This window comes from Lacticaseibacillus zeae DSM 20178 = KCTC 3804 (assembly GCF_000260435.1).
Taxonomy (GTDB): Bacteria; Bacillota; Bacilli; order Lactobacillales; family Lactobacillaceae; genus Lacticaseibacillus; species Lacticaseibacillus zeae.
The window spans coordinates 1-19,443 of the sequence record NZ_BACQ01000079.1 but is presented as its reverse complement, the minus strand read 5'-3'; the positions used below and the strand labels follow the sequence as shown (position 1 = coordinate 19,443).

Sequence of the window (19,443 nt, the reverse complement as noted above, 5' to 3'; positions counted from 1 at the left end):
ACCACAACATTTTTAATGGAACCACAGTGTGTCCAAGAACCCGGAAAAAATCAAAAACGAAAGGCAGACTGCATTTGCTGTCATGAAAATAGCAAAGTAATGCGTCGCCTTATTGTGCGGGAAGAAGTCTTTGTGCTTCTTCTTGAAGCGCAGCCAGGCATCGGTCAAATTGATGAGCATGGCGTGGAACAACCCGTAAACGATGTAATACCAAGTTTCACCATGCCAGATACCCATAATCAGGAATAACACCAGATAACCGACAAACGCTGTCGAGACCCGTGATTTCAGCCATTTATGCTTCATCACGAAGAACACAAACCGCATGTAGATGTAGTCACGGAACCAGAAGCTCAGACTCATGTGCCAACGATTCCAGAAGTCCTTAATGTTATAAGACATCCATGGCTTGTTGAAGTTCATTGGCGTCTCGATGCCCATCAGATACGAAATGGCTACTGCGAACAAACTGTAACCGGCAAAGTCGAAGAACAAATACCCGGAATAAGCGTACATGACGCCGACAACTGGCCAACTGAGTCCCAAGAATGCCCCACCGCGGCTTGCCATCGCCATATGCTCGACGGAAGGTAGCCACAGCGTTCCAAAGATGTAACCCAAAATGAACTTGTAAAGGAACCCGAGCATCAAATAATGCATCGCTTTTGTGACTAGCTGGGCATAATGTTCAGGATCAGGGACCCGATCATAATCTTTAACGAAGCGGCGATAACGGTCAATCGGGCCGCTTGAGATCGTTGGGAAGAACAATAGAAATTGGACAAACTTCCACATATTCAGGTCTTTGATCGAGCCATCCCGGATTTCCATGATCGTTCCGACGACACGGAAGGTCAGATAACTAATTCCCAGAAAGCCCAGAATCGAGCCGTGATGTTGGAACAACGGGGTAAACTTGACAATCGCTAACTGGGCTATGCCTAGCGCAACGCTGAGATAGAACACCGCGGTCGAATTTTTCGACCCTTCTCGCGTGCGATACTTGAAGTAGGCATATACCAGCAATAGGTTAAAGACGACATAGCCCAACAGTGCCTTACCCTGTGGCCACTTGTCCGCGTCAAAAATCAGAACCAGGAACACCAGTGAAAAGATACTTTCATACCAATGCATCCTGAAGCCTTTAAACATCCCGATGATGACCGGCAGCAAGGCGATGATCAAATAGAGAAAATACTGTGGATTCTCATATGGTTGTAAATTCAGCATTAGTGATTTACCTCTGCAATCAGTGCTTTGCGATCAACCTTGCCATTCGCTGTCAATGGTAATTGATCCCGATAAATAATGCGTTGCGGAATCATATATTCCATCACCATCTTGCTTAACTCGGCTTTAACAGCCTGGGTCAACTTCATATCACTATCGAAGTCGTTAGGTTTGGCAACCGCAAAAGCGATTAATTGTGCTACTTTATGATCCTTATCGTACCGCGGCACCGTTGACGCCTGCTTGATGTACGAAACCTGATTCAGGTTATGGTCAACATCTTCCAGCTCAATGCGGTACCCGTGCAACTTGACCTGAAAATCGGTACGACCACGATAAAAGATCATGCCATCTGCCGTCATCGTTGCTAAGTCACCGGAACGATACCCCCGCTTACTGCCAACTTTGAAGAAAGCTTTCGCGGTTTTATCCGGATTATTGAGATAACCCTTAGAAACACTTGGCCCGACAATCATTAACTCGCCTTCCGTATCAGGAGGCACTTGATTGCCTTGCTCATCAACAATGAAAATGTCGGTGTCAGGCTTGGCATACCCAATTGGCAACCGCGGATATTGATCGACAATTTCCTGCGTGATCGCCATACCGGTCACGGCAACCGTTGCTTCTGTCGGACCATAAGTGTTATAGACCGTTGCTTTCGGGAAGCGGGTAATCAGCTCCTGTGCGGTCTTATTGACAAGTTCCTCACCGCAGAATAGAAAATGCGTCAGGTTCGGATAATTTTCCTGTTTAAAGTTCGGATCCAGCAAGGCAATTTCGACAAATGACGGCGTTGAAACCCATTCATTCAGACCGAGCTGTGGCAGCGTTGCAAATAAGTCTTTGAAGTTGTCAGTCACTTCTTTTGGCAAAGCTTTTAACGTGCCGCCGAGTACCAACGTTGGATATAGATCCATGACACTTAAGTCAAACGAATACGGCGGTTGGGACATCGAAACGACGCCTTCCTGGAGGCCAAAATCGGAGATATTCCAATTAACATAGCTCAACAGATTCTCGTGGCTGATCTGAACGCCTTTTGGTTTGCCGGTTGTGCCGCTCGTGAAAATGATGTAGTAGTTATCGTCTCCGGCGACGGCATGTTGCAAGGAACGAATCGGTTCATGCGTCTTTTCGGCGTCATGGAGTTCCGGTGCCTTAATAATCTGGACGTCTGGCACCGTAATCGGCAGCGGTGCGACTTCAATGACGGCCGGTGCATGGGCAACATCCTGGACCTGCGTGATCCGTTCATTCGGACTGTGCGTATCGATCGGAATGTAGGCATGCCCTGATTTTGAAAGCCCAAGGAAAACCTCAACCATATCAAAGGTTTGTCCGCCATACACAATGATCGGCTGACCATCTGGCAAGGTTTCCGCAAAGAAACCGGCCAAGCGATCACTGCCGTCTTTTAACTGCGCGTATGTGTACTGTTTACCTTCATAATCATAAGCCACGCGCGTTGGATGCTCTGCGGCGACCCGATCAATCGCTGTGATGACATTATCGATCATCTCGGTTTTCCCCCTTTTTAGAACTCGTTATAGATGAATTTACTGTTATTGATGCCACTGTATCCGTATAGATAAACCAGAACCAGCAGAATCACGAAATACGTGACGGTCCAAAAGATGAACCGAAATGTGGGACTTTCCCACACCGCTTTTAATTTTGCGAACATCTTGTCACCCCACGTTCTTAATTACACGTCTATTATAGTTTTACAGAAAACGCCTCGCCAACGAAAAGCGTAACAATCACCTAACAGTTTCGTAATGTGAACCAGACAACTATCTGCCGGGCTTCAACCCAAACAATTGTTTAACATCTCAAAGTTCCTGTTATACCAACGTCGGACGCGTTTATGCGTGTTCAATACAGGTCGTTTCCCAGGCTAAACCACCACGATGAAATAACCCTAATATAGCGATTACATCTGAAAAATCCCACTGATTTTCCTCGATTTGGATTAAGATTCGTCTTTTTATCATGTTTTTTATATCCACAGTGAACGGTATTTGCTTTAACCCCCCAATTTTTGAGTCTTACCAATCTGGTTATGAAAAAGAAAAGACGCGTAACTTTCGCACAAACCTGCTTGTGTGCTAAAAAGTTACGCGTCTTATTTGACACTTTTAAAAAAGGCCACAGCCTTATTCAGACTGCAGCCTCCGACCAGAATGTTGGTCCTTTTTGCGTCAATTAAGCGGTGTACTTGTTCAATGTTGCGTCGAGCTGGTCTTTGGTTTGATAGCCAACCAGCTTCTCGACAACCTTGCCATCCTTCTTGATAACAAGGGTCGGGATCGCCATAATGCCAAATGACTTTGGTGTCTCCGGGTTGGCGTCGACATCCATCTTAACAAATTTAACATCATCGCGACTCTCGGCTAATTTTTCAATCACCGGACTCTGCATGCGACAAGGGCCGCACCATGTCGCCCAAAAATCGGTTAGGGTGACGCCAGTGTCGGTCTCCGTCTTGTAGTTTGAATCTGTAACTGCTTGAACCATGAACGGATTCCTCCTCTTACTTTTTGTAACTAAATCATAGCACATTCACTGGTAAAATACTACCAGCTACTTGAAATTAACAATCGTTGCCCCGGATCCACCAGCATTCTGCGGGGCAAACCCAAAGCTTTTCACTTGCCGATGACGCTTCAGATATTGGGTCACACCATTGCGAATCGCGCCAGTGCCCAAACCATGAATGATCGTCACTGACGGATAGCCTGCCAACAACGCCGCATCAATATATTGATCCAAATCAGCCATTGCCTGCTCATAACGTTCGCCGCGCAAATCCAGCGTGGTGGACGGGCCGCTCATGCCACCACCACTAACTTTAACCACTGGCCGTTGGGCGGAAGCCTGTTTGGTCGGTTTGACTTTTTCCAGTTCTGACGTTGGCACTTTCATTTTTAAAATACCCATCTGAACCTGCCAATGATCCTTGTCGAATTGTTCTAATAAAGTGCCGGTCTGGTCATAACTGGCAACCTTCACCTCATCGCCAACATGCAAGGCCTGTTTTTCCCGTTCACGCCGAAGCACCCGATTTTTTTGCAGTGGCTCATCCTGATGCAGGCGCTTGAGTGCGGTTTTGGCCGCAATCAATTGATTTTCTTTGACGGATCCCGGATTGGTCAGCTGCATTTGCCGCAGCTGCTTAATAATTTTATCCGCTTTTACCTGCGCCTTGTCAACCATTGCATTGGCTTTTTCTTTTGCCTGTTGCAACTGAGCGTCCCGTTCGGTGGTAAATGTCTTGTACGCGTCAGCCAATTCGTCGTGAAGCGCTTGGGCATCTGCCAGTTGCCGTTGCGCAGCTGCCCGGGCATTTTCTGCTGCCTTACGTTGCCTTTCTAAATCGCTGATCATATTGTTGAGTTCGTGACTGTCAGAGCTAATCATCGACTTAGCCCGATCGACAATCGGCTGCGGTAGGCCTAATCGCATCGAAATATCGAAGGCGTTTGATCGACCGGGAACGCCGACCAGCAAGCGGTACGTTGGCTGAAGCGTTTTGCTGTCAAACTCCATCGAGGCGTTGATAGTTTTGGGCGTGTTGTAGCCGTACAATTTCAGTTCCGGATAATGCGTCGTGGCCACCACGTACGCACCAATTTCGCCGACCGCATCCAAAATCGCAATCGCCAGCGCCGCCCCTTCCTGTGGATCCGTGCCCGCTCCCAATTCATCAAACAGCACTAGACTGTTGCGGGAAAGCTGTTTAAGAATGTGCACGATATTATCCATATGGGCAGAAAAAGTAGACAGATTCTGTTCGATCGACTGCTCATCGCCAATGTCGGCAAAAACCTCATCAAAAATGCCGATGCGGCTTTCATCGTCAGCCGGAATAAACAAACCGGATTGCCCCATGAGCTGCAACAATCCTAACGTTTTTAAGGTGATCGTTTTCCCACCTGTGTTAGGGCCTGTGATCACCATTGCCTGATAATCTGCGCCCAGTGGGATATCATTACCGACAACCTGATGCGGGTCAATTAGCGGATGACGCGCCTGCCGCAACAGGACATCATTATCGGATGAAACAAGCGGTTCGGTTGCCTTTTGGTTCTTGGCCAACTTGGCTTTAGCGTTAATAAAATCAAAATGGCCCAAAACCGCTGCATTGGCCTTGATTTGCCCTGTATAGGGTGCCAACTCATTTGATAGCTCAGCCAACACCCGATTTACTTCAGCTGTTTCTGCCATCTGCGCCTCACGCAGACGGTTATTCAACGCGACGATGGCCTGTGGTTCAACAAAAAGGGTTTGCCCCGTGGCACTTTGATCGTGCACAACGCCACCGAATTTGCTGCGATACGCTGCTTTCACCGGGATGACATAGCGATCGTCACGAATCGTTACAATTGGATCACTCAAATATTTTGACTGGGCGCCACGCGTATATTCAGACATTTTGTTACGAATATCGCTTTCAATGCGTTTAATTTGCTCACGAATCCCGTGCAGCTCGGGACTGGCTTCATCAGTTAAAGTGCCATCAGGATCAACGGCAGTCTTCAAACGCCGAGATAATTGCGGCAGTGCTGTCAGTTCCTCTTGCAACGTATATAACTGCCGAAAGTCAATTTGATCCTGTAAGTCGGTCAAAAATTTATCGATGGCACTCACTGTTTGCAGTACCCGACTGATGCTGGCCAACTCCTGGCCATTCAAAACGGCCCCGATATCGACGCGCTTTAATGCCGGATCAATATTTTCCAGCTGGGGTACCGGAATGCCGCCTTTGAGCCGCAATGCTGAGGCTCCATCAGCAGTTTCATCGAGAGCCCGTTGTACGGCCACCGGATCCGTTAACGGCACCATATCCTGAACCAGCTGTCGTCCTTTCGCCGTTACGACTTGACGCAACAGTGCTTGCTGAATCTTGTCGTATTCAAGTGTTTTTAAAATCTTTTTATTCATATTCTGCTCCTATAACCACGAAGCGCCCAAAGACATCGGTTCTCCGTCCTTGAGCGTCACTGTGTTCACAACCAAAGGGCATTCACAAATTGTGTTAACCCTGGTGAATATTTAATCATGACTTTGGCAACAATTGAATGGTCGAGGCCCTGCTGAATCCCGGCAATCGGAATCAACGCCAGCAACGCCAAAATGAGAAACAAAAAAATATACCCGATCACCAGATTGGCACAACCGCCAATCACCGCGCTGTGCCGATGCGCCATTGCCGCATAAGTCAAGTCATGGAACCACAAAGCCACAATCCGCGTGATGAGCCACCCGATTGTCAGCACCAATAGAAACGCAAATCCACGATAGAACGCTGTGTCTAACGTTAAGCCGATCTTATCGGAATAAAACGCAAATTGACCGGCATCGGTTGCCGATGGATAGGGAATTAACAAGGTAAAGTGTTCCCCGAGCGGTTGCGCCAATGCAGTGGCCGCCAAAAAACTCAGGGTATAACCGCCAACATGCAGCCATTGTAAAGCTGCTCCGCGGCGTGCTCCGCTATAATAAAAAAATACTAATGCTAAGATAATCGTAATCGAAATCAAGTTGTTCCCCCACTACGCTTTCTGATCTGAGTCATCCTGTTGAGCTGCTAACAGTTTAACCTGGTCAGAAACGGCATTGAAGGCAACTAAAATCGCCTGCTCTTCGGCGGTCAGATCCGGTGCGAGCGTTTTAACCTGATCCAGCCGTTCATTCAGCAGCTTCGTCACGGTCAAAAAGTGCTGCTCGGATCCGGGTCCGATAATCGTATACGCTTTACCGCCAATAACGGCTTTAAAGCGGCGCTTCTCCTCAGTCATGACGCGAATGCCTCCACTCTTTTAAGGTGTATTTTACCATAGTTAACCGGTCGCGAGCAGGTGCTGCTAAACGCGACTAAAATTTGGAAGCTACCGGCTCGAAATGTGTCCGATTGCCATAACGCGCTCCCCGGCGCAGGAGCCTGCATGTAAGAACCTCGGCCGCAATGGCAAAGACCGCCTCGAAAACATACGTCCTCACTCCATAACGCGCTCCCCGGCGCAGAAACCTGCACATAAGGACCTTGAGATTAAATGGCCAAAGCCCAGCCATTTAATCTCAAGGCCACTTATGCTCCGGTTTCTAACCGCGCCGGCTCGCGCTCACACAAAAAGCAGACCACCAATTCCGGTGGCCTGCTAGGGGGATGACTTGGTTAATCTTGTAGATTTGAATCGTCATCGGCCAAGAAGGTGTTTAGGACTTCTTCGACCATATCCCATTCCTCATCGTCTTCGATAGGAAAAAGATCTCCCGAGCTGGCATCCCCGTTTGCATCCGGCGTAAATGAGAAAGCCTGGATTTCAACTTCCTGATTATCGCTTTCGCTGGCAGGGTATAAAAGCACGTAACTCTTGCCGTAATCTTCGGAATCAAACGTGAATAAAACCTGATAGAGCTCTTCATTGCCCTTTTCATCGATCAGCGTAATCTGCTGATTGTCATCGCCGGGCGTTACATGTTCGTTATTCGCCATCTTGCTTCTGCTATATAAAACGTGGAAGAATGTCTCTTCGACACCAATAAAGGTTTTATATATTTCCTTTCTTGATTGACATCCTACATTTCATTTAGTCCCGTCAACAACGGTATTCCCACTCTGAAATAATTCATCATGACAGTGACCGCCTCCTGAACTTTAAGGGTATAGCCTACCCCGTAATCTTTGATTTTGCATCAGCCATCAGATTCTCAACGGTACCTTCTCTCGATTAGCTGGTTAAAGGCTACTTGAGAGAAAGCTTGAGATAGACGTTCAAACCAATACTAGCGCTTGGTAAGAACCACAGTACCGTAAGACTTTGGCCCTTATCAAGACATTTCGCCAGTTAACTCGGTTTGAACACACGGACATCTTCCACTTAATTATTCTGTCCATGTTGTGCAACTTGATTCCATATGGTCCGACATGTTTGAGCGGTGTTAACATCCTCCTTAAACAGGCGGAACCTGTGTTGCCACCTGCCATGATTATTGCTTCGTCAAGGGACCTTTTGCATCCAGATAATTTTGTAGAATCATCTGAGCAGCCACTTTATCAATGACCTGCTTTTGCCGCTTACGGCTGGCGTCTGCTTCTTCAATCAGCATCCGCGAAGCCTCAACGGTTGTAAGCCGCTCATCAATAAAGTCAACTGGCAAACCAAACGTCTCTTTAAGTAAATCACCATAAGCCTGTGACTTTTCTGCGCGTGGTCCAATTGAATTGTTCATATTTTTGGGTAAACCCAAAACAAAGGCGGTCACCTCATATTGCTTGACCAACTCTTTGAGGCGTGCAATCCCAAACTGTTGTTTATCTTCATTGATCCGAATAATCTCCAGACCTTGTGCCGTCCAGCCTAAAGGATCGCTGATCGCTACCCCGACAGTCCGAGAACCGACGTCCAACCCCATTAAGCGCATTAAGCTTGCTCCTTGCCAAGATAGTTTCGAACAAGCTCTTCAATGATCTCGTCGCGCTCATGTTTCCGGATCAGGTTACGCGCATCATTGTACCGAGGAATATAGGCTGGATCCCCAGAAATCAGATACCCCACTATCTGGTTGATCGGGTTATAGCCTTTTTCCTCAAGCGCCTTATACACAGTTTCCAACGTTTCGTGAACATTTTTCGGATTGTTATCTCGAAAATCAAAGTGAACGGTTTGATCTAATGTGCTCATTCTTACACCTCTATTCTATCCGCTTCACAGACCATTTTACTTGAAAGCCAGGCAAATGTACAATTCCTGAGCAAAAGTAAGTAAAAAGTCAATGAAAGCGGCTGTTACACCCAATCATCATCCTCGTCATCCCAATCAGCCAAGCCGATCACCTGTTTAATCTTATCAGGATGCACTGGAAAATGAATCGGCGGCATAACCTGCGCATCGACAACCTCACCATGCAGCGTACGCCCTTCATTTCCCACCGGAACGATGACCACGTCGCCTTCCTGCAGTCCAGGCAAATCGGTTTTATACAAATAATCCTTGGACCCTTGCCGGAAGTTGACTTTAATGTAATGCATCAACTGCGGACCGAGTTGATTAGCTTCCTGCAGATCACGCCGTTCACCGATCCGCCGAAAATTCTGAATGGCCGCAGTGACTGTCTGCCATAACTTCTTCATCTTCAAGTCGGTTTCAGCATTCACTTGAAGTTGCGTTGGCTCGCCGTGCGGATACTTTACCGTCAATACCAAAATCGCTCGCGGCCGCTGAGCAGGATCGACAGTGATGGCGGTTAAATCGCCTAAACCAGCCACAGCATCGGTCACCTTTTTAGCTAAGGATGCTACCAGCTCAGGGTCATGATAGACAACATCATGATCGGAAAGCGGCTCGGCGTAGGCAGTTTTCAGAACCACTTGATTATGTTCCGCATCAATCAAGTAGGTTCGCCGATAGCGTAATTGCCGATTTAAAAAGCGGCCCGGCCCATCGAACTTCGGCAACTGGATGGTGCCAAAGCGGACATAATCCAACTGCCATGCTGTGGCTGGCAAAAAATGACCGCCGGGAACGGTAACGGCATACTTCAATAAACTAAGCAAGGTTTCAAAATTTTCAGGAAGTGGCTGACCGCCTTCGTAGCGATCCTTCTGACCACCATCGTCAGTGATCGTCAATTCCCAGCGCGTGTCAGCCAGCATCGGTGGCTTTTCAGCTGACGGTTTGCGCCAGGCATTGAAGTCGAGCGCGGATAGTTTGGCAATAAACGCCGCAGCATCCGCTCCTGTCAATTCATTCTCGGCCGCTCCTTCCAGCGTTGTCGGATCAACAATATAATCTATGTTAATCAGGTTATCGCGACAGACAACTTGATAAACCTCCCGCGTCCCCAAGAAATCGGTTAAGGCCAACCGCAACGCTCTCATGCTACTCACCCCCAATGGAATCGTTTTCTTCATTCTACCATGAATCATCGCGCTCATAACGCCAAAAATAAAATGCGTCAGGATTCGACTAACAAAATAACTGTTAGCGAATTCTGACGCACGGTACAACTATTTAAATGGCATTCAAAAGAATCAATTCCGCACTGAAGCTGACCATGGTTACCAGTAAAACGGCTTCAGTTTACTAAGCTTGTTGGCCAATAACCTGCTTGGCTTCGTTTAAGGCTGCCCCGATGCCAGCCGGATTCTTGCCGCCTGCTTGAGCCATATCCGGACGGCCACCACCGCCACCGCCAACTTTTGGCGCGATGGCTTTGATCAGGTCACCTGCTTTGATGCCGGCTTTATTCGCGGTTGCATTGGCTGCTACCAGCAAGTTTGCCTTGCCATTGGCTTCCGTTCCCAGCACAAGTACATCCGATGCGTTTTTGGTTTTCCATTCATCAGCCAATTGTCGCAGCTCGTTCATCCCGGCAACCTGAACCTGTTTGGCAATGATCTTGAAGTCGCCAACCGTTTCGGCATGATCAAAAATACCAGCCGCAGCCTGGGCAGCAAGTTTTGCCTGCAACCCATCCACTGTTTTCTGCTCGGTTTTAAGATCAGCCTGCAGTTGGGCAACCTTGCTTGGTACGTTCTTCACCTGATGATCAATTTTCAGATGATCTGCGGTTTCTCTTAGCCAATCCTGTTGTTGCGTCAGATATTCGTAAGCTTCTTTAGATGTCACAGCTTCAACCCGGCGAATACCGGCACCGATACCGGATTCACTGGTGATCTTGAATAATCCTAATGCGTTGGTATTGGTTGGGTGCGTGCCGCCGTCAAATTCCTTGTTATAATCGCCAATCGACACAATCCGCACGACATCGCCGTATTTATCCCCAAACATAGCAATCGCGCCAAGTTTCTTGGCCTCTTCAATCGGCATCTCTTTCCAGGTAATCGGCAAAGCATCCCAGATTTTCTGGTTAACAATCGTTTCGACTTCGCGGAGTTGTTTCGGCGTTACCTGTCCAAAGTTCGTAAAATCAAATCGCAAGTAGTCCGGTTCGACTAATGAACCTGCTTGGTGAGTGTGCTCGCCCAAAACGTCGCGCAGTGCCTGATCAAGCAAATGAGTCGCCGTATGGTTAAGCGATACTTTCTTCCGCCGCAGCCGATCAACACTCAGCCAGTAAGCTTTACCTTTTTCCAACTTGCCCTTAACAGTCACCGTATGCAGATTCTGGCCATTAGGTGCATGCTGCACATCGGTCACTTCTGCCAATACCGTTCCGTCTTGCGCCTTAATTTGTCCGTGATCGGCTACCTGGCCGCCCATTTCCGCATAAAACGGGGTTTCATCAAAAATCAATTGTGCCGTGCCATCACTGACATCCTCTTGCAGCTGATCGTCAACGATAATGTCCTGCAAGGTCGCATGCTTATGATCCAGCTCGGTCCAGCCGGTAAACTTGCTCGGGGTTGTGATGTTCATTAAAACCGTATCCTGGCTGCCCATCGACTGGCGATCGCCGCGTGCTTTACGTGCCCGATCACGTTGCGCGGCCATGTTCTTTTTGAAGCCGGCCATGTCGACTTGCAAGCCTTCATCCTGTGCATACTCGTTTGTCATTTCAACCGGGAAGCCATACGTATCGAACAACTTAAAGGCATCAGCGCCGGAAATTTCTTTCTTGCCGGTTTTCTTTAATTCGGCAATGATCTGGTTCAACAGATTGACGCCAGCATCCAACGTCTGACGGAATCGCGTTTCCTCGGATTTGATCACCTTTTGGATAAATGGTTGGTTGGCCAGAATCTGTGGGTAATAGCTCTTCATAATTTCGCCAACAACCGGTACCAATTGATACAGGAAATCGTGATCGATGCCTAGCTTTTTACCATTCAGAACCGCCCGCCGGATCAGTCGCCGCAACACGTAACCGCGACCTTCGTTGCTTGGTAAGGCGCCATCGCCAATCGCAAATGTCACCGTCCGCGCGTGGTCCGCGATGATTTTGAATGAAACATCATCCTGCGCATTGGCACCGTACTTCTTACCGGCGCTCATCTTTTCGGTTGCCTTGATAATCGGCATAAACAGGTCGGTTTCAAAAATCGTTGGCGTTCCCTGAATCACGGCAACCAAACGTTCCAGCCCCATGCCGGTATCAATATTTTTATGTGGTTGCTCGACAAAGCGCCCGTCTGGTAAATGATTCAGTTCTGAAAAGACAATATTCCAGATTTCAACATATCGCGAATTTTCACCACCGGGATAGTTCTCCGGATCATCTTCAGCAACATTGTTGAATGATTGGCCGCGGTCGTAAAAAATTTCGGAATCGGGACCGGATGGGCCTTCACCAATGTCCCAGAAATTATCTTCCGCTTCAACAATGTGATCGTCAGGAACGCCGACTTTTCGCCATAATTCCTTGGTTACCTTATCTTTTGGATAAACCGTGACATACAGACGCTTAGGATCAAATCCAAACCATTTAGGACTCGTCAGTAATTCCCACGCCCACGGAATCACTTCTTTTTTGAAATAATCACCAACGGAAAAATTGCCTAGCATTTCAAAAAAGGTTAAATGCCGCGCGGTTTTCCCGACATTTTCAATATCGTTGGTCCGAATCGACTTTTGGGCATTGGTGATCCGCGGATTGTCCGGTACGACCGAGCCATCAAAATACTTCTTCAGCGTCGCAACACCAGAATTGATCCATAACAAAGTCGGATCGTCGACCGGGATCAACGAAGCACTTGGTTCAACGGCATGACCTTTACTCTTAAAAAAATCCAGAAACATTTGGCGAATCTCGCCACTTGACATCTTCTTCACTAATTTTTTCCTCCTCTGAGCGTGAACCAGCCTGTTTAGAAACCGGAGTGTAAGTGGCCTTGGGCGTGATGGCGGTCCTTGCCATTGCGACCAAGGTCCTTACACGCAGGTTTCTGGGCTGGTGAACGCGTTAAATGTGACTGACTAGTAAGCCCGTTAACACAAAAAGCACCATTGCTGCCAAGGGCGCTTACACGCGGTACCACCTTGGTTGCAATGATGCGACTCATTACCACTTCATTAATATTCGTTCAACTGATATCAGGGAGCACATCTTAGCCTGGCGCAACCGTTCTCAACTAATGCGGTTGTTTCTGTCTCACACAGGGGTCGACGCATGTCCTAACGAGTCCTCATTATAGCTTTTCTGAAAAGTTGGGTCAACTCACTTTGTTAAGGGGCATGAAGGCTTGGCGGCTAATTCACCGTAATCGTCGCAACCCGGCGATAAACGGCGGATGACATATCGACCTCTCCAGACACCTGATAAAATGGCGACAGTGCCAACGCTTCTTTTGCTGTCGGCTGAGCCGTTAACGCCGTGCTTTTTTGCAAGTCTTCGACAATCAGCTCACTACCGGTTCGTTTAACCGGAATGGTCAGGCCAAAGCGGTTAGGCAAATACCGCGGCATTTCCAGTGGCAGCGTATTGCCGAATGAAAACAGGCTGGAATTGCCGCCACTTTGCAGATATTCATATTGATCCTGAGTCGGCAGCCGAAAACCAAAATAGCTCAGCGACTTGGTCAAATCAGCCTTGTGCCACGACTTGACGATACTAACCTGATAATGATGCGCACTGGCCAATCGCAATTTGACGGTGCCGCTTGTCAGGGTCGCGGGCCAACCGGTTTGCGAAAATGGATCAAGGCTGCCATGGCGATCTAGTAATGCCAGTACCTGCGAACGAATTGCCGCATATGCCATATGATTGCCCTTGAAAATCCGGGTAGTCAAACTAACCCGTCCCAAAATCTCCTCATTGGCTGGCGTTGCCCTTGTTGCGACCAACATAGGAGGCACATCGGTTTTTCTAACCGGCGAAAGCATCTGTTGAATGTCAGCCAGGGTCAAATCGCTTTGCGCCAGGTAAGGTGCCAACTCTTCTTGATGATTCGTGGCGAATCCCAGACTGACATTCGTCATCCCCGGAACCAACCGCACCCATTCGCCACCGATCATCGCTTCAAAAGTGTGAAGTGTCTGACCGTAAAACGTGGCGGTCACCGGACGAATTGCGTCAACTGTCAGCAATGGACTTAAGAAATAGCGGGTCAGCTGTTGAAAAATAAAGCGCTGCCGTTTTTCATTCAGGGTATTCCATGTCGGCAGCGTCAACTCGTTTACGGCCATATTTTTATCCTCGTTTGCGGTTTTTACGTTTTTCGGCTAATAAGGCTTGGCGACGGGCAACTTTGGCATTCCGTTTGCGTTCCAATAAGGCAGCAGTGCGAATCTTCTTACGATAGTTTGGCATATGCTTTTGCTTGGCTTTTTTGACTAAGCCGCGCATCGCCAGACTCGTTTCTTCCTGCTTAGGCTTACGGTGAACGCGCCGATTTCGGTCATACGTGTCGACCAGTTCGCCCTTGTGCAGTGTCTTAGGCGCAAACTTGATGCCCATATGCTCTAACTCGGCAACCTGATCTTCTTGTCCCGGTTCGTAAAGCGTGATCGCTGTCCCGGCCATGCCGTTTCGTCCAGTCCGCCCTACTCGATGAATAAAGAACTCCAGGTCTCGCGGAATCTCGGCGTTAATTACCATCGAAACCCCTTTGATATCAATGCCACGCGCGGCCAAATCAGTCGCAACCACGTACTGATATTTAAGATCGGCCACTTCTTTCATGATGCGCCGACGTTCACGCGGTTGGATGCCACCATGAATCTTGGCAACTTTCAACCCTTGATGTTTCAGGCAATCATGAATCGCATCCACACTGGTTTTGGTATTGGCAAAAATTAACACCAGAAACGGATGGCCCATCGTGACAAGCTGATAAATCAGTTCGTTTTTATCCTGTCCTTTAGCAGCAATCAGAATATTTTCAACAGTATCGGCGATGACGGACTGCGGTTTGAGTTCAATCATCGTGGGATGATGCATGTATTTACGCAAGAATGGTTCGAGCTTTTGGGGAATGGTGGCAGAAAAAACAGCCATCTGCAATTTTTCCGGAAAGCTGGACGCAATCGCATCGACAGTCTCAAGAAAACCCATGTCCAACGTCATATCGGCTTCATCAACGACAAAATGCCGAACCGAAGCTGGCACTAAATCATAGCGTTTTATCATGTCGAGGATTCGTCCCGGTGTGCCAATGGCAACATGTGGTTGATGATGCTGCAGTTTGTCGATCTGCTTTTGCTTGTCCATCCCGCCGACTAACCGACTGACTCGAATCGCCGGCTCCGTTTGGGTCAGTTGTTGGGCAACCGCATAAATCTGATTGGCCAGCTCGCGGGACGGTGCCGTGATGACGACCTGAGTTGCATCCTGTTCAGGATCGACCATGCTAAGCAACGGTACCAAAAAGGCATGGGTTTTCCCGCTGCCTGTCTGACTCTGACCCACAAGATTCTCCCCGCGCAATAAGGCCGGAATCACCTTTTTTTGAATCGGCGTCGGTTGCGTGATCCCCATAGCATCAAGGCCGGCGATCACGAACGGCTTGATTTGGTATTGTTTAAATTGATTCTCCATAATGCCTACTTTCCTGAAGTTGAATAGTCTTTGACCAATTGATCAAGTTGCGTTTCGATTTGAATCACTTCGTCAAAATTAGCGGCTTTTGCACCGCTGGCCAAGGGATGTCCTCCGCCATTGTGCGCTTTTGCGAGTGTATTGATAATGGGCCCTTTAGAACGTAAATGAACTCGGTACCCGCCTTCTGCCTGTTCGATAAATTCGGCCCAGGCGACAACAATGTCGAGTCGGCCAGGTGTTCCGACCACGGCACTTACCTGATCGTCTGCTAATTTCAGATCCTCAATGGCAGTACGTGGCACGGTAACGCTCGCTGCCCCGGCAGGACTGATCTTCAAATGGTCAATCACATACCCTTGCAATCGGGCTTGGGCCAACGTGACCGTGTTCATCCGATTGTTAATCGCAGTCGGATCAAAATCTTTTTTAATAAGCTCGGCGGCTACCTGCAACGTATGCGGCGTCGTGTTGTTAAAAAGGAATCGGCCGGTATCACCGACAATGCCGGCATAAAGCATCCTTGCCGCTTGATCCGATAATTTTAACGTGCCATCACTGGCCGCAATAAGATCGTAAATCAGCTCGGATGCCGAACTAGCATCGTTATCGACCCAGGTAAGATCGCCGTATGCATCATCATTAGGGTGATGGTCGATTTTAATCAGCATTTTTCCTTGATTAAAGCGCGTATCCGAAATCCGCGGGGTGTCAGCTGTGTCGGTCACAATCACTAGCGCGTCTTTATAAACCTCATCGCTGATGGTTTGTTCCTGCGCCAACCAGCTTAAGTTTCCGGTATCGCTGCCGACTTGATAAACCTGTTTGTCCGGAAAACCCGCGCGAATGGCTTCGGCCAAGCCAACTTGGGATCCCAACGCATCCGGATCCGGATTAACGTGCCGGTGAATAATAATGGGATTATTGGCCTTAATGGCGTTGATAATATCGGTTTGAATCATGTTTGATCAATTCCTTTCTAGTAACTGACAGGTGACGACCGCTTTTGCGACCTGCACCCCATCGCTGAGGACGTCGACATCGACGGTGGCATCATGGCGCGTCAGTTCAAGTACCCGCAACAAAACGGTCACAATGCTTTCCAGTTGTACAGGGCGGAAAGTGGTCAGATTCACACCTTCAACCAACACATTTCGCCGCCCGCTAGCGTGGAGATACCTTGTGGTGCAGCTATTGATGGCTTCAGCAAGGACCCCAAAACTCATCGTCCCCAACGCATTGGTCATCGCTGGCACCGTTTTGAGTTCAAACCCGCCACCGTACGGCTTTTGCGGTGTAATCGCCGTCAATTGGGCACTGACTTGATCCGCAATGGTATTGGACAATTCCCGACTATGCGCAATCCCGGTCAAACTGGAAAAGACGGCATTGCGCGTCACAATTCCGAGTAGATTCCAACTGTCATCAACCACCGGCATCGCATTCATACCGTTATCCTGCATTGTGTGCCCGACGGTGGTGACACTCAGATATGGCTTCACGGTTTGCGGGTCTTTTTGCATTAACCGCTCGATCGGCACGGTTGGTTTTTTATCAGCTGCCAATGCCGGACGCATTAATCCAACTAAGCGACCGTTGCGGGTGATGACCGGTAACGGATAATGCGGATCCGTCATGGCCAAGTAATCGCCCACTGTTGCTTCGACGCCGATTGTTTCGATCTGGGAAAGCGGCGTATAAATCGCGGCAACCGTTAAAATATCCTGCTTAATCGCTTGATCGGACAAAGCCCGATTAATCATTGTCGCCACGGTAAACGTGTCATAAGCGGTCTGCAGCACTGGCAGCTGTTGATTATCCGCTAAAGCAATAATCGCCGGACTGGTTTCAAAACCACCGGTGATTAACACCGCAGCACCGTCTTCAAGTGCCAGGCGCTGAACGTCTTCACGATTTCCGACAATCAGCAATGAATTACGCGTAATATATGGCCGCATGGCAGCCGGCGTCATCGCGCCAATCACGAACTTATCGAGCTTCTTATCCATGCCGGCGTGTCCGCCTAAAACGTTAGCATCAATCAAATCAACTAACGTCTTAAACGTGACGGATTCAATTGGATTTAACGGCTTTTGTTCGATTCGGATCGTTCCGACTCGGGCAATTGTGGAAACGAAACCGGTATTCTCGGCTTCCTTAATCGCCCGATAGGCAGTACCTTCGCTTACCTTCAAATGTTTAGCAATTGATCGAACCGAGATTTTCTTGCCGACCGCTAAATTCGCAATATAATCCAGAATCTGCTCATGCTTTGTTGCCATACCATCACCTCATTGCAATCTATCGTTAGTATACCATAGCTTTGGCTGTACTATGACAGCATGGAAACAGTACCATTCGTCCGCCTGCAGCATGATCGTGAAAGCCATTCCATTCCTTATCCCAATGGCAAGTCAATATTTTCATACTGTTTAGGATCCAGGCCAGTCACAGTAATGCCCAGCAAGCGAATCGCTAACTTCGGTAACTTGACGCTTTGCCAAAGTTGCCATGCAGCCGCAAAAATATCCTGTTCATTTTCAAAATAATGATCTTGAGTTAAGCGCTTTGTCTGGGTGATAAAATCGACATCCCGGACTTTAAGGACAACGGTCTTGCCATGCATGCCTTTTTGATTCAAGGATGTGACCACCATCGCTGCCAATTTACGCAGCTGGGTCTGGACACTCGTGCTGTCAGTCAGTGGTGTGCCATACGTTCGTTCCTTGCCAATTGACTTGGCCGTCCGCACAGCCACCGGGCGATTATCGACGCCACGGGCATGTTGGTACAGCACAAAACCCATTTTGCCAAACATTCCCAGTAGCTGATCCTGCGATAACGCACGCAACGTTTTGCCATCAGTCACGCCTAAATCCGTTAATTTCGGCAGCGTCTTTTTCCCGACGCCGCGAAACTGTTTAATCGGTAAGCGATCCAAAAACAGTAATGCCTGTTCCGGTAGCACCACGGTCCGACCGTTGGGTTTGTTATAGTCAGACGCCTGTTTGGCAATGAATTTGTTGTAAGAAATACCGATGGAGCTGGTCAGTTGCGTGGCCTGACTGATTTGATCCTGCAACCATAAGGCCAATGCAATGGTGTTGGGAAAAGCGTGATTAGCCGTCACATCCAGATATGCCTCGTCAAACGCAACTGGTTCTATCAAATCAGTGACTCGATGAAACAAGGCATGAATTTGGGCTGAGACAGCTTTATATTTAGGAAAGTCCGGTGTTTTAAACACCAGTTCCGATCGCGGCACCAGTTGCAAGGCTTCATTAGCAGGCATGGCCGAGTGTACGCCATAGCGCCGAGCCACATAATTAGCCGTCGTCACGACGCCTTTTCCGCCGGTCGTGCGCGGATCACGGGCAATCACCAAGGCCTTGCGTCGCAGTCGCGGGTCATCGCGCATTTCAATCGAGGCGTAAAAAGCATCCATATCGAGATGGATAATCTTTCGGGACGTATCATTTTGTAAAGGTAATTCGAATAGTGCCATATGCCCCTCCTTACGGTGATTGAAAAGTGGTTGTGCTTACTTGGCCAAGATTGAAAAATCCAAAGCTTTCTATGTCGGGCAATAAGGCTGGCCGAATTTCGCTTTCGATAATGCACTCGCCAGCCCAGAAACCGGGCTGGCTCACGCTCACTCAAAAAGGAACCATAACCTTTCCGGCCACAGTCCCTTCTCACTGTATATTAGTCTTAATCAGCCATTTGAACACGGTGCGGCTGCCAGAACCATTCGCGGCCGTCACGCGA

At 48.4% G+C, this 19,443-nt stretch carries 17 protein-coding genes; all 17 read right to left on the bottom strand.

Annotation, left to right across the window (positions count from 1 at the left end):
* Positions 1-12: 12 nt before the first annotated feature.
* On the bottom strand, positions 13-1,230 hold the full coding sequence (gene dltB / locus GSO_RS14835) for a D-alanyl-lipoteichoic acid biosynthesis protein DltB (protein ID WP_010493763.1): 1,218 nt from the start codon (positions 1,228-1,230) through the stop codon (positions 13-15).
* Complete coding sequence (gene dltA / locus GSO_RS14830; RefSeq protein WP_010493761.1) at positions 1,230-2,750, bottom strand: D-alanine--poly(phosphoribitol) ligase subunit DltA; 1,521 nt, start codon at positions 2,748-2,750, stop codon at positions 1,230-1,232. The genes dltB and dltA overlap by 1 nt, the downstream gene beginning before the upstream one ends.
* A 17-nt stretch (positions 2,751-2,767) precedes the next feature.
* On the bottom strand, positions 2,768-2,917 hold the full coding sequence (locus GSO_RS14825) for a teichoic acid D-Ala incorporation-associated protein DltX (protein ID WP_010493759.1): 150 nt from the start codon (positions 2,915-2,917) through the stop codon (positions 2,768-2,770).
* 521 nt (positions 2,918-3,438) lie between these two features.
* Positions 3,439-3,750 carry a thioredoxin gene (trxA, locus tag GSO_RS14820; protein WP_010493758.1) on the bottom strand — a complete coding sequence of 104 codons (312 nt, stop codon included), beginning with the start codon at positions 3,748-3,750 and terminating at the stop codon, positions 3,439-3,441.
* A gap of 66 nt (positions 3,751-3,816) precedes the next feature.
* On the bottom strand, positions 3,817-6,177 hold the full coding sequence (locus tag GSO_RS14815) for an endonuclease MutS2 (RefSeq protein WP_010493756.1): 2,361 nt from the start codon (positions 6,175-6,177) through the stop codon (positions 3,817-3,819).
* Between the two features lie 65 nt (positions 6,178-6,242).
* A complete protein-coding gene (locus GSO_RS14810; protein WP_010493754.1) occupies positions 6,243-6,776 on the bottom strand; it encodes a CvpA family protein in 534 nt (177 codons plus the stop codon).
* Positions 6,777-6,788: 12 nt separating this feature from the next.
* Positions 6,789-7,034, bottom strand: a complete 246-nt coding sequence (locus tag GSO_RS14805; protein WP_010493752.1) for a cell division protein ZapA — start codon at positions 7,032-7,034, stop codon at positions 6,789-6,791.
* Between the two features lie 377 nt (positions 7,035-7,411).
* A complete protein-coding gene (locus GSO_RS14795) occupies positions 7,412-7,732 on the bottom strand; it encodes a DUF1292 domain-containing protein (protein ID WP_010493750.1) in 321 nt (106 codons plus the stop codon).
* Positions 7,733-8,226: 494 nt separating this feature from the next.
* Positions 8,227-8,661, bottom strand: a complete 435-nt coding sequence (ruvX, locus tag GSO_RS14790; protein ID WP_010493748.1) for a Holliday junction resolvase RuvX — start codon at positions 8,659-8,661, stop codon at positions 8,227-8,229.
* Positions 8,661-8,921, bottom strand: a complete 261-nt coding sequence (locus GSO_RS14785; RefSeq protein WP_003564007.1) for an IreB family regulatory phosphoprotein — start codon at positions 8,919-8,921, stop codon at positions 8,661-8,663. The genes ruvX and GSO_RS14785 overlap by 1 nt, the downstream gene beginning before the upstream one ends.
* Before the next feature lie 104 nt (positions 8,922-9,025).
* Entirely contained in the window at positions 9,026-10,117 is a 1,092-nt protein-coding gene (locus tag GSO_RS14780) for a hypothetical protein (RefSeq protein WP_010493723.1), read from the bottom strand.
* A 205-nt stretch (positions 10,118-10,322) separates the two neighbouring features.
* Positions 10,323-12,971, bottom strand: coding sequence for an alanine--tRNA ligase (alaS, locus tag GSO_RS14775; RefSeq protein WP_010493721.1), 2,649 nt, complete (start codon positions 12,969-12,971; stop codon positions 10,323-10,325).
* 417 nt (positions 12,972-13,388) lie between these two features.
* Positions 13,389-14,324, bottom strand: coding sequence for a hypothetical protein (locus tag GSO_RS14770; protein ID WP_010493719.1), 936 nt, complete (start codon positions 14,322-14,324; stop codon positions 13,389-13,391).
* A 4-nt stretch (positions 14,325-14,328) separates the two neighbouring features.
* On the bottom strand, positions 14,329-15,675 hold the full coding sequence (locus GSO_RS14765) for a DEAD/DEAH box helicase (RefSeq protein ID WP_010493717.1): 1,347 nt from the start codon (positions 15,673-15,675) through the stop codon (positions 14,329-14,331).
* 5 nt (positions 15,676-15,680) lie between these two features.
* Complete coding sequence (locus GSO_RS14760; protein WP_010493715.1) at positions 15,681-16,637, bottom strand: DHH family phosphoesterase; 957 nt, start codon at positions 16,635-16,637, stop codon at positions 15,681-15,683.
* A 6-nt stretch (positions 16,638-16,643) separates the two neighbouring features.
* The gene (locus GSO_RS14755) at positions 16,644-17,957 is read right to left on the bottom strand and encodes a DRTGG domain-containing protein (protein WP_010493713.1); all 1,314 of its coding nucleotides are present in this window, start codon (positions 17,955-17,957) and stop codon (positions 16,644-16,646) included.
* 116 nt (positions 17,958-18,073) lie between these two features.
* On the bottom strand, positions 18,074-19,180 hold the full coding sequence (gene dinB, locus GSO_RS14750) for a DNA polymerase IV (protein ID WP_010493711.1): 1,107 nt from the start codon (positions 19,178-19,180) through the stop codon (positions 18,074-18,076).
* Positions 19,181-19,443: the final 263 nt, after the last annotated feature.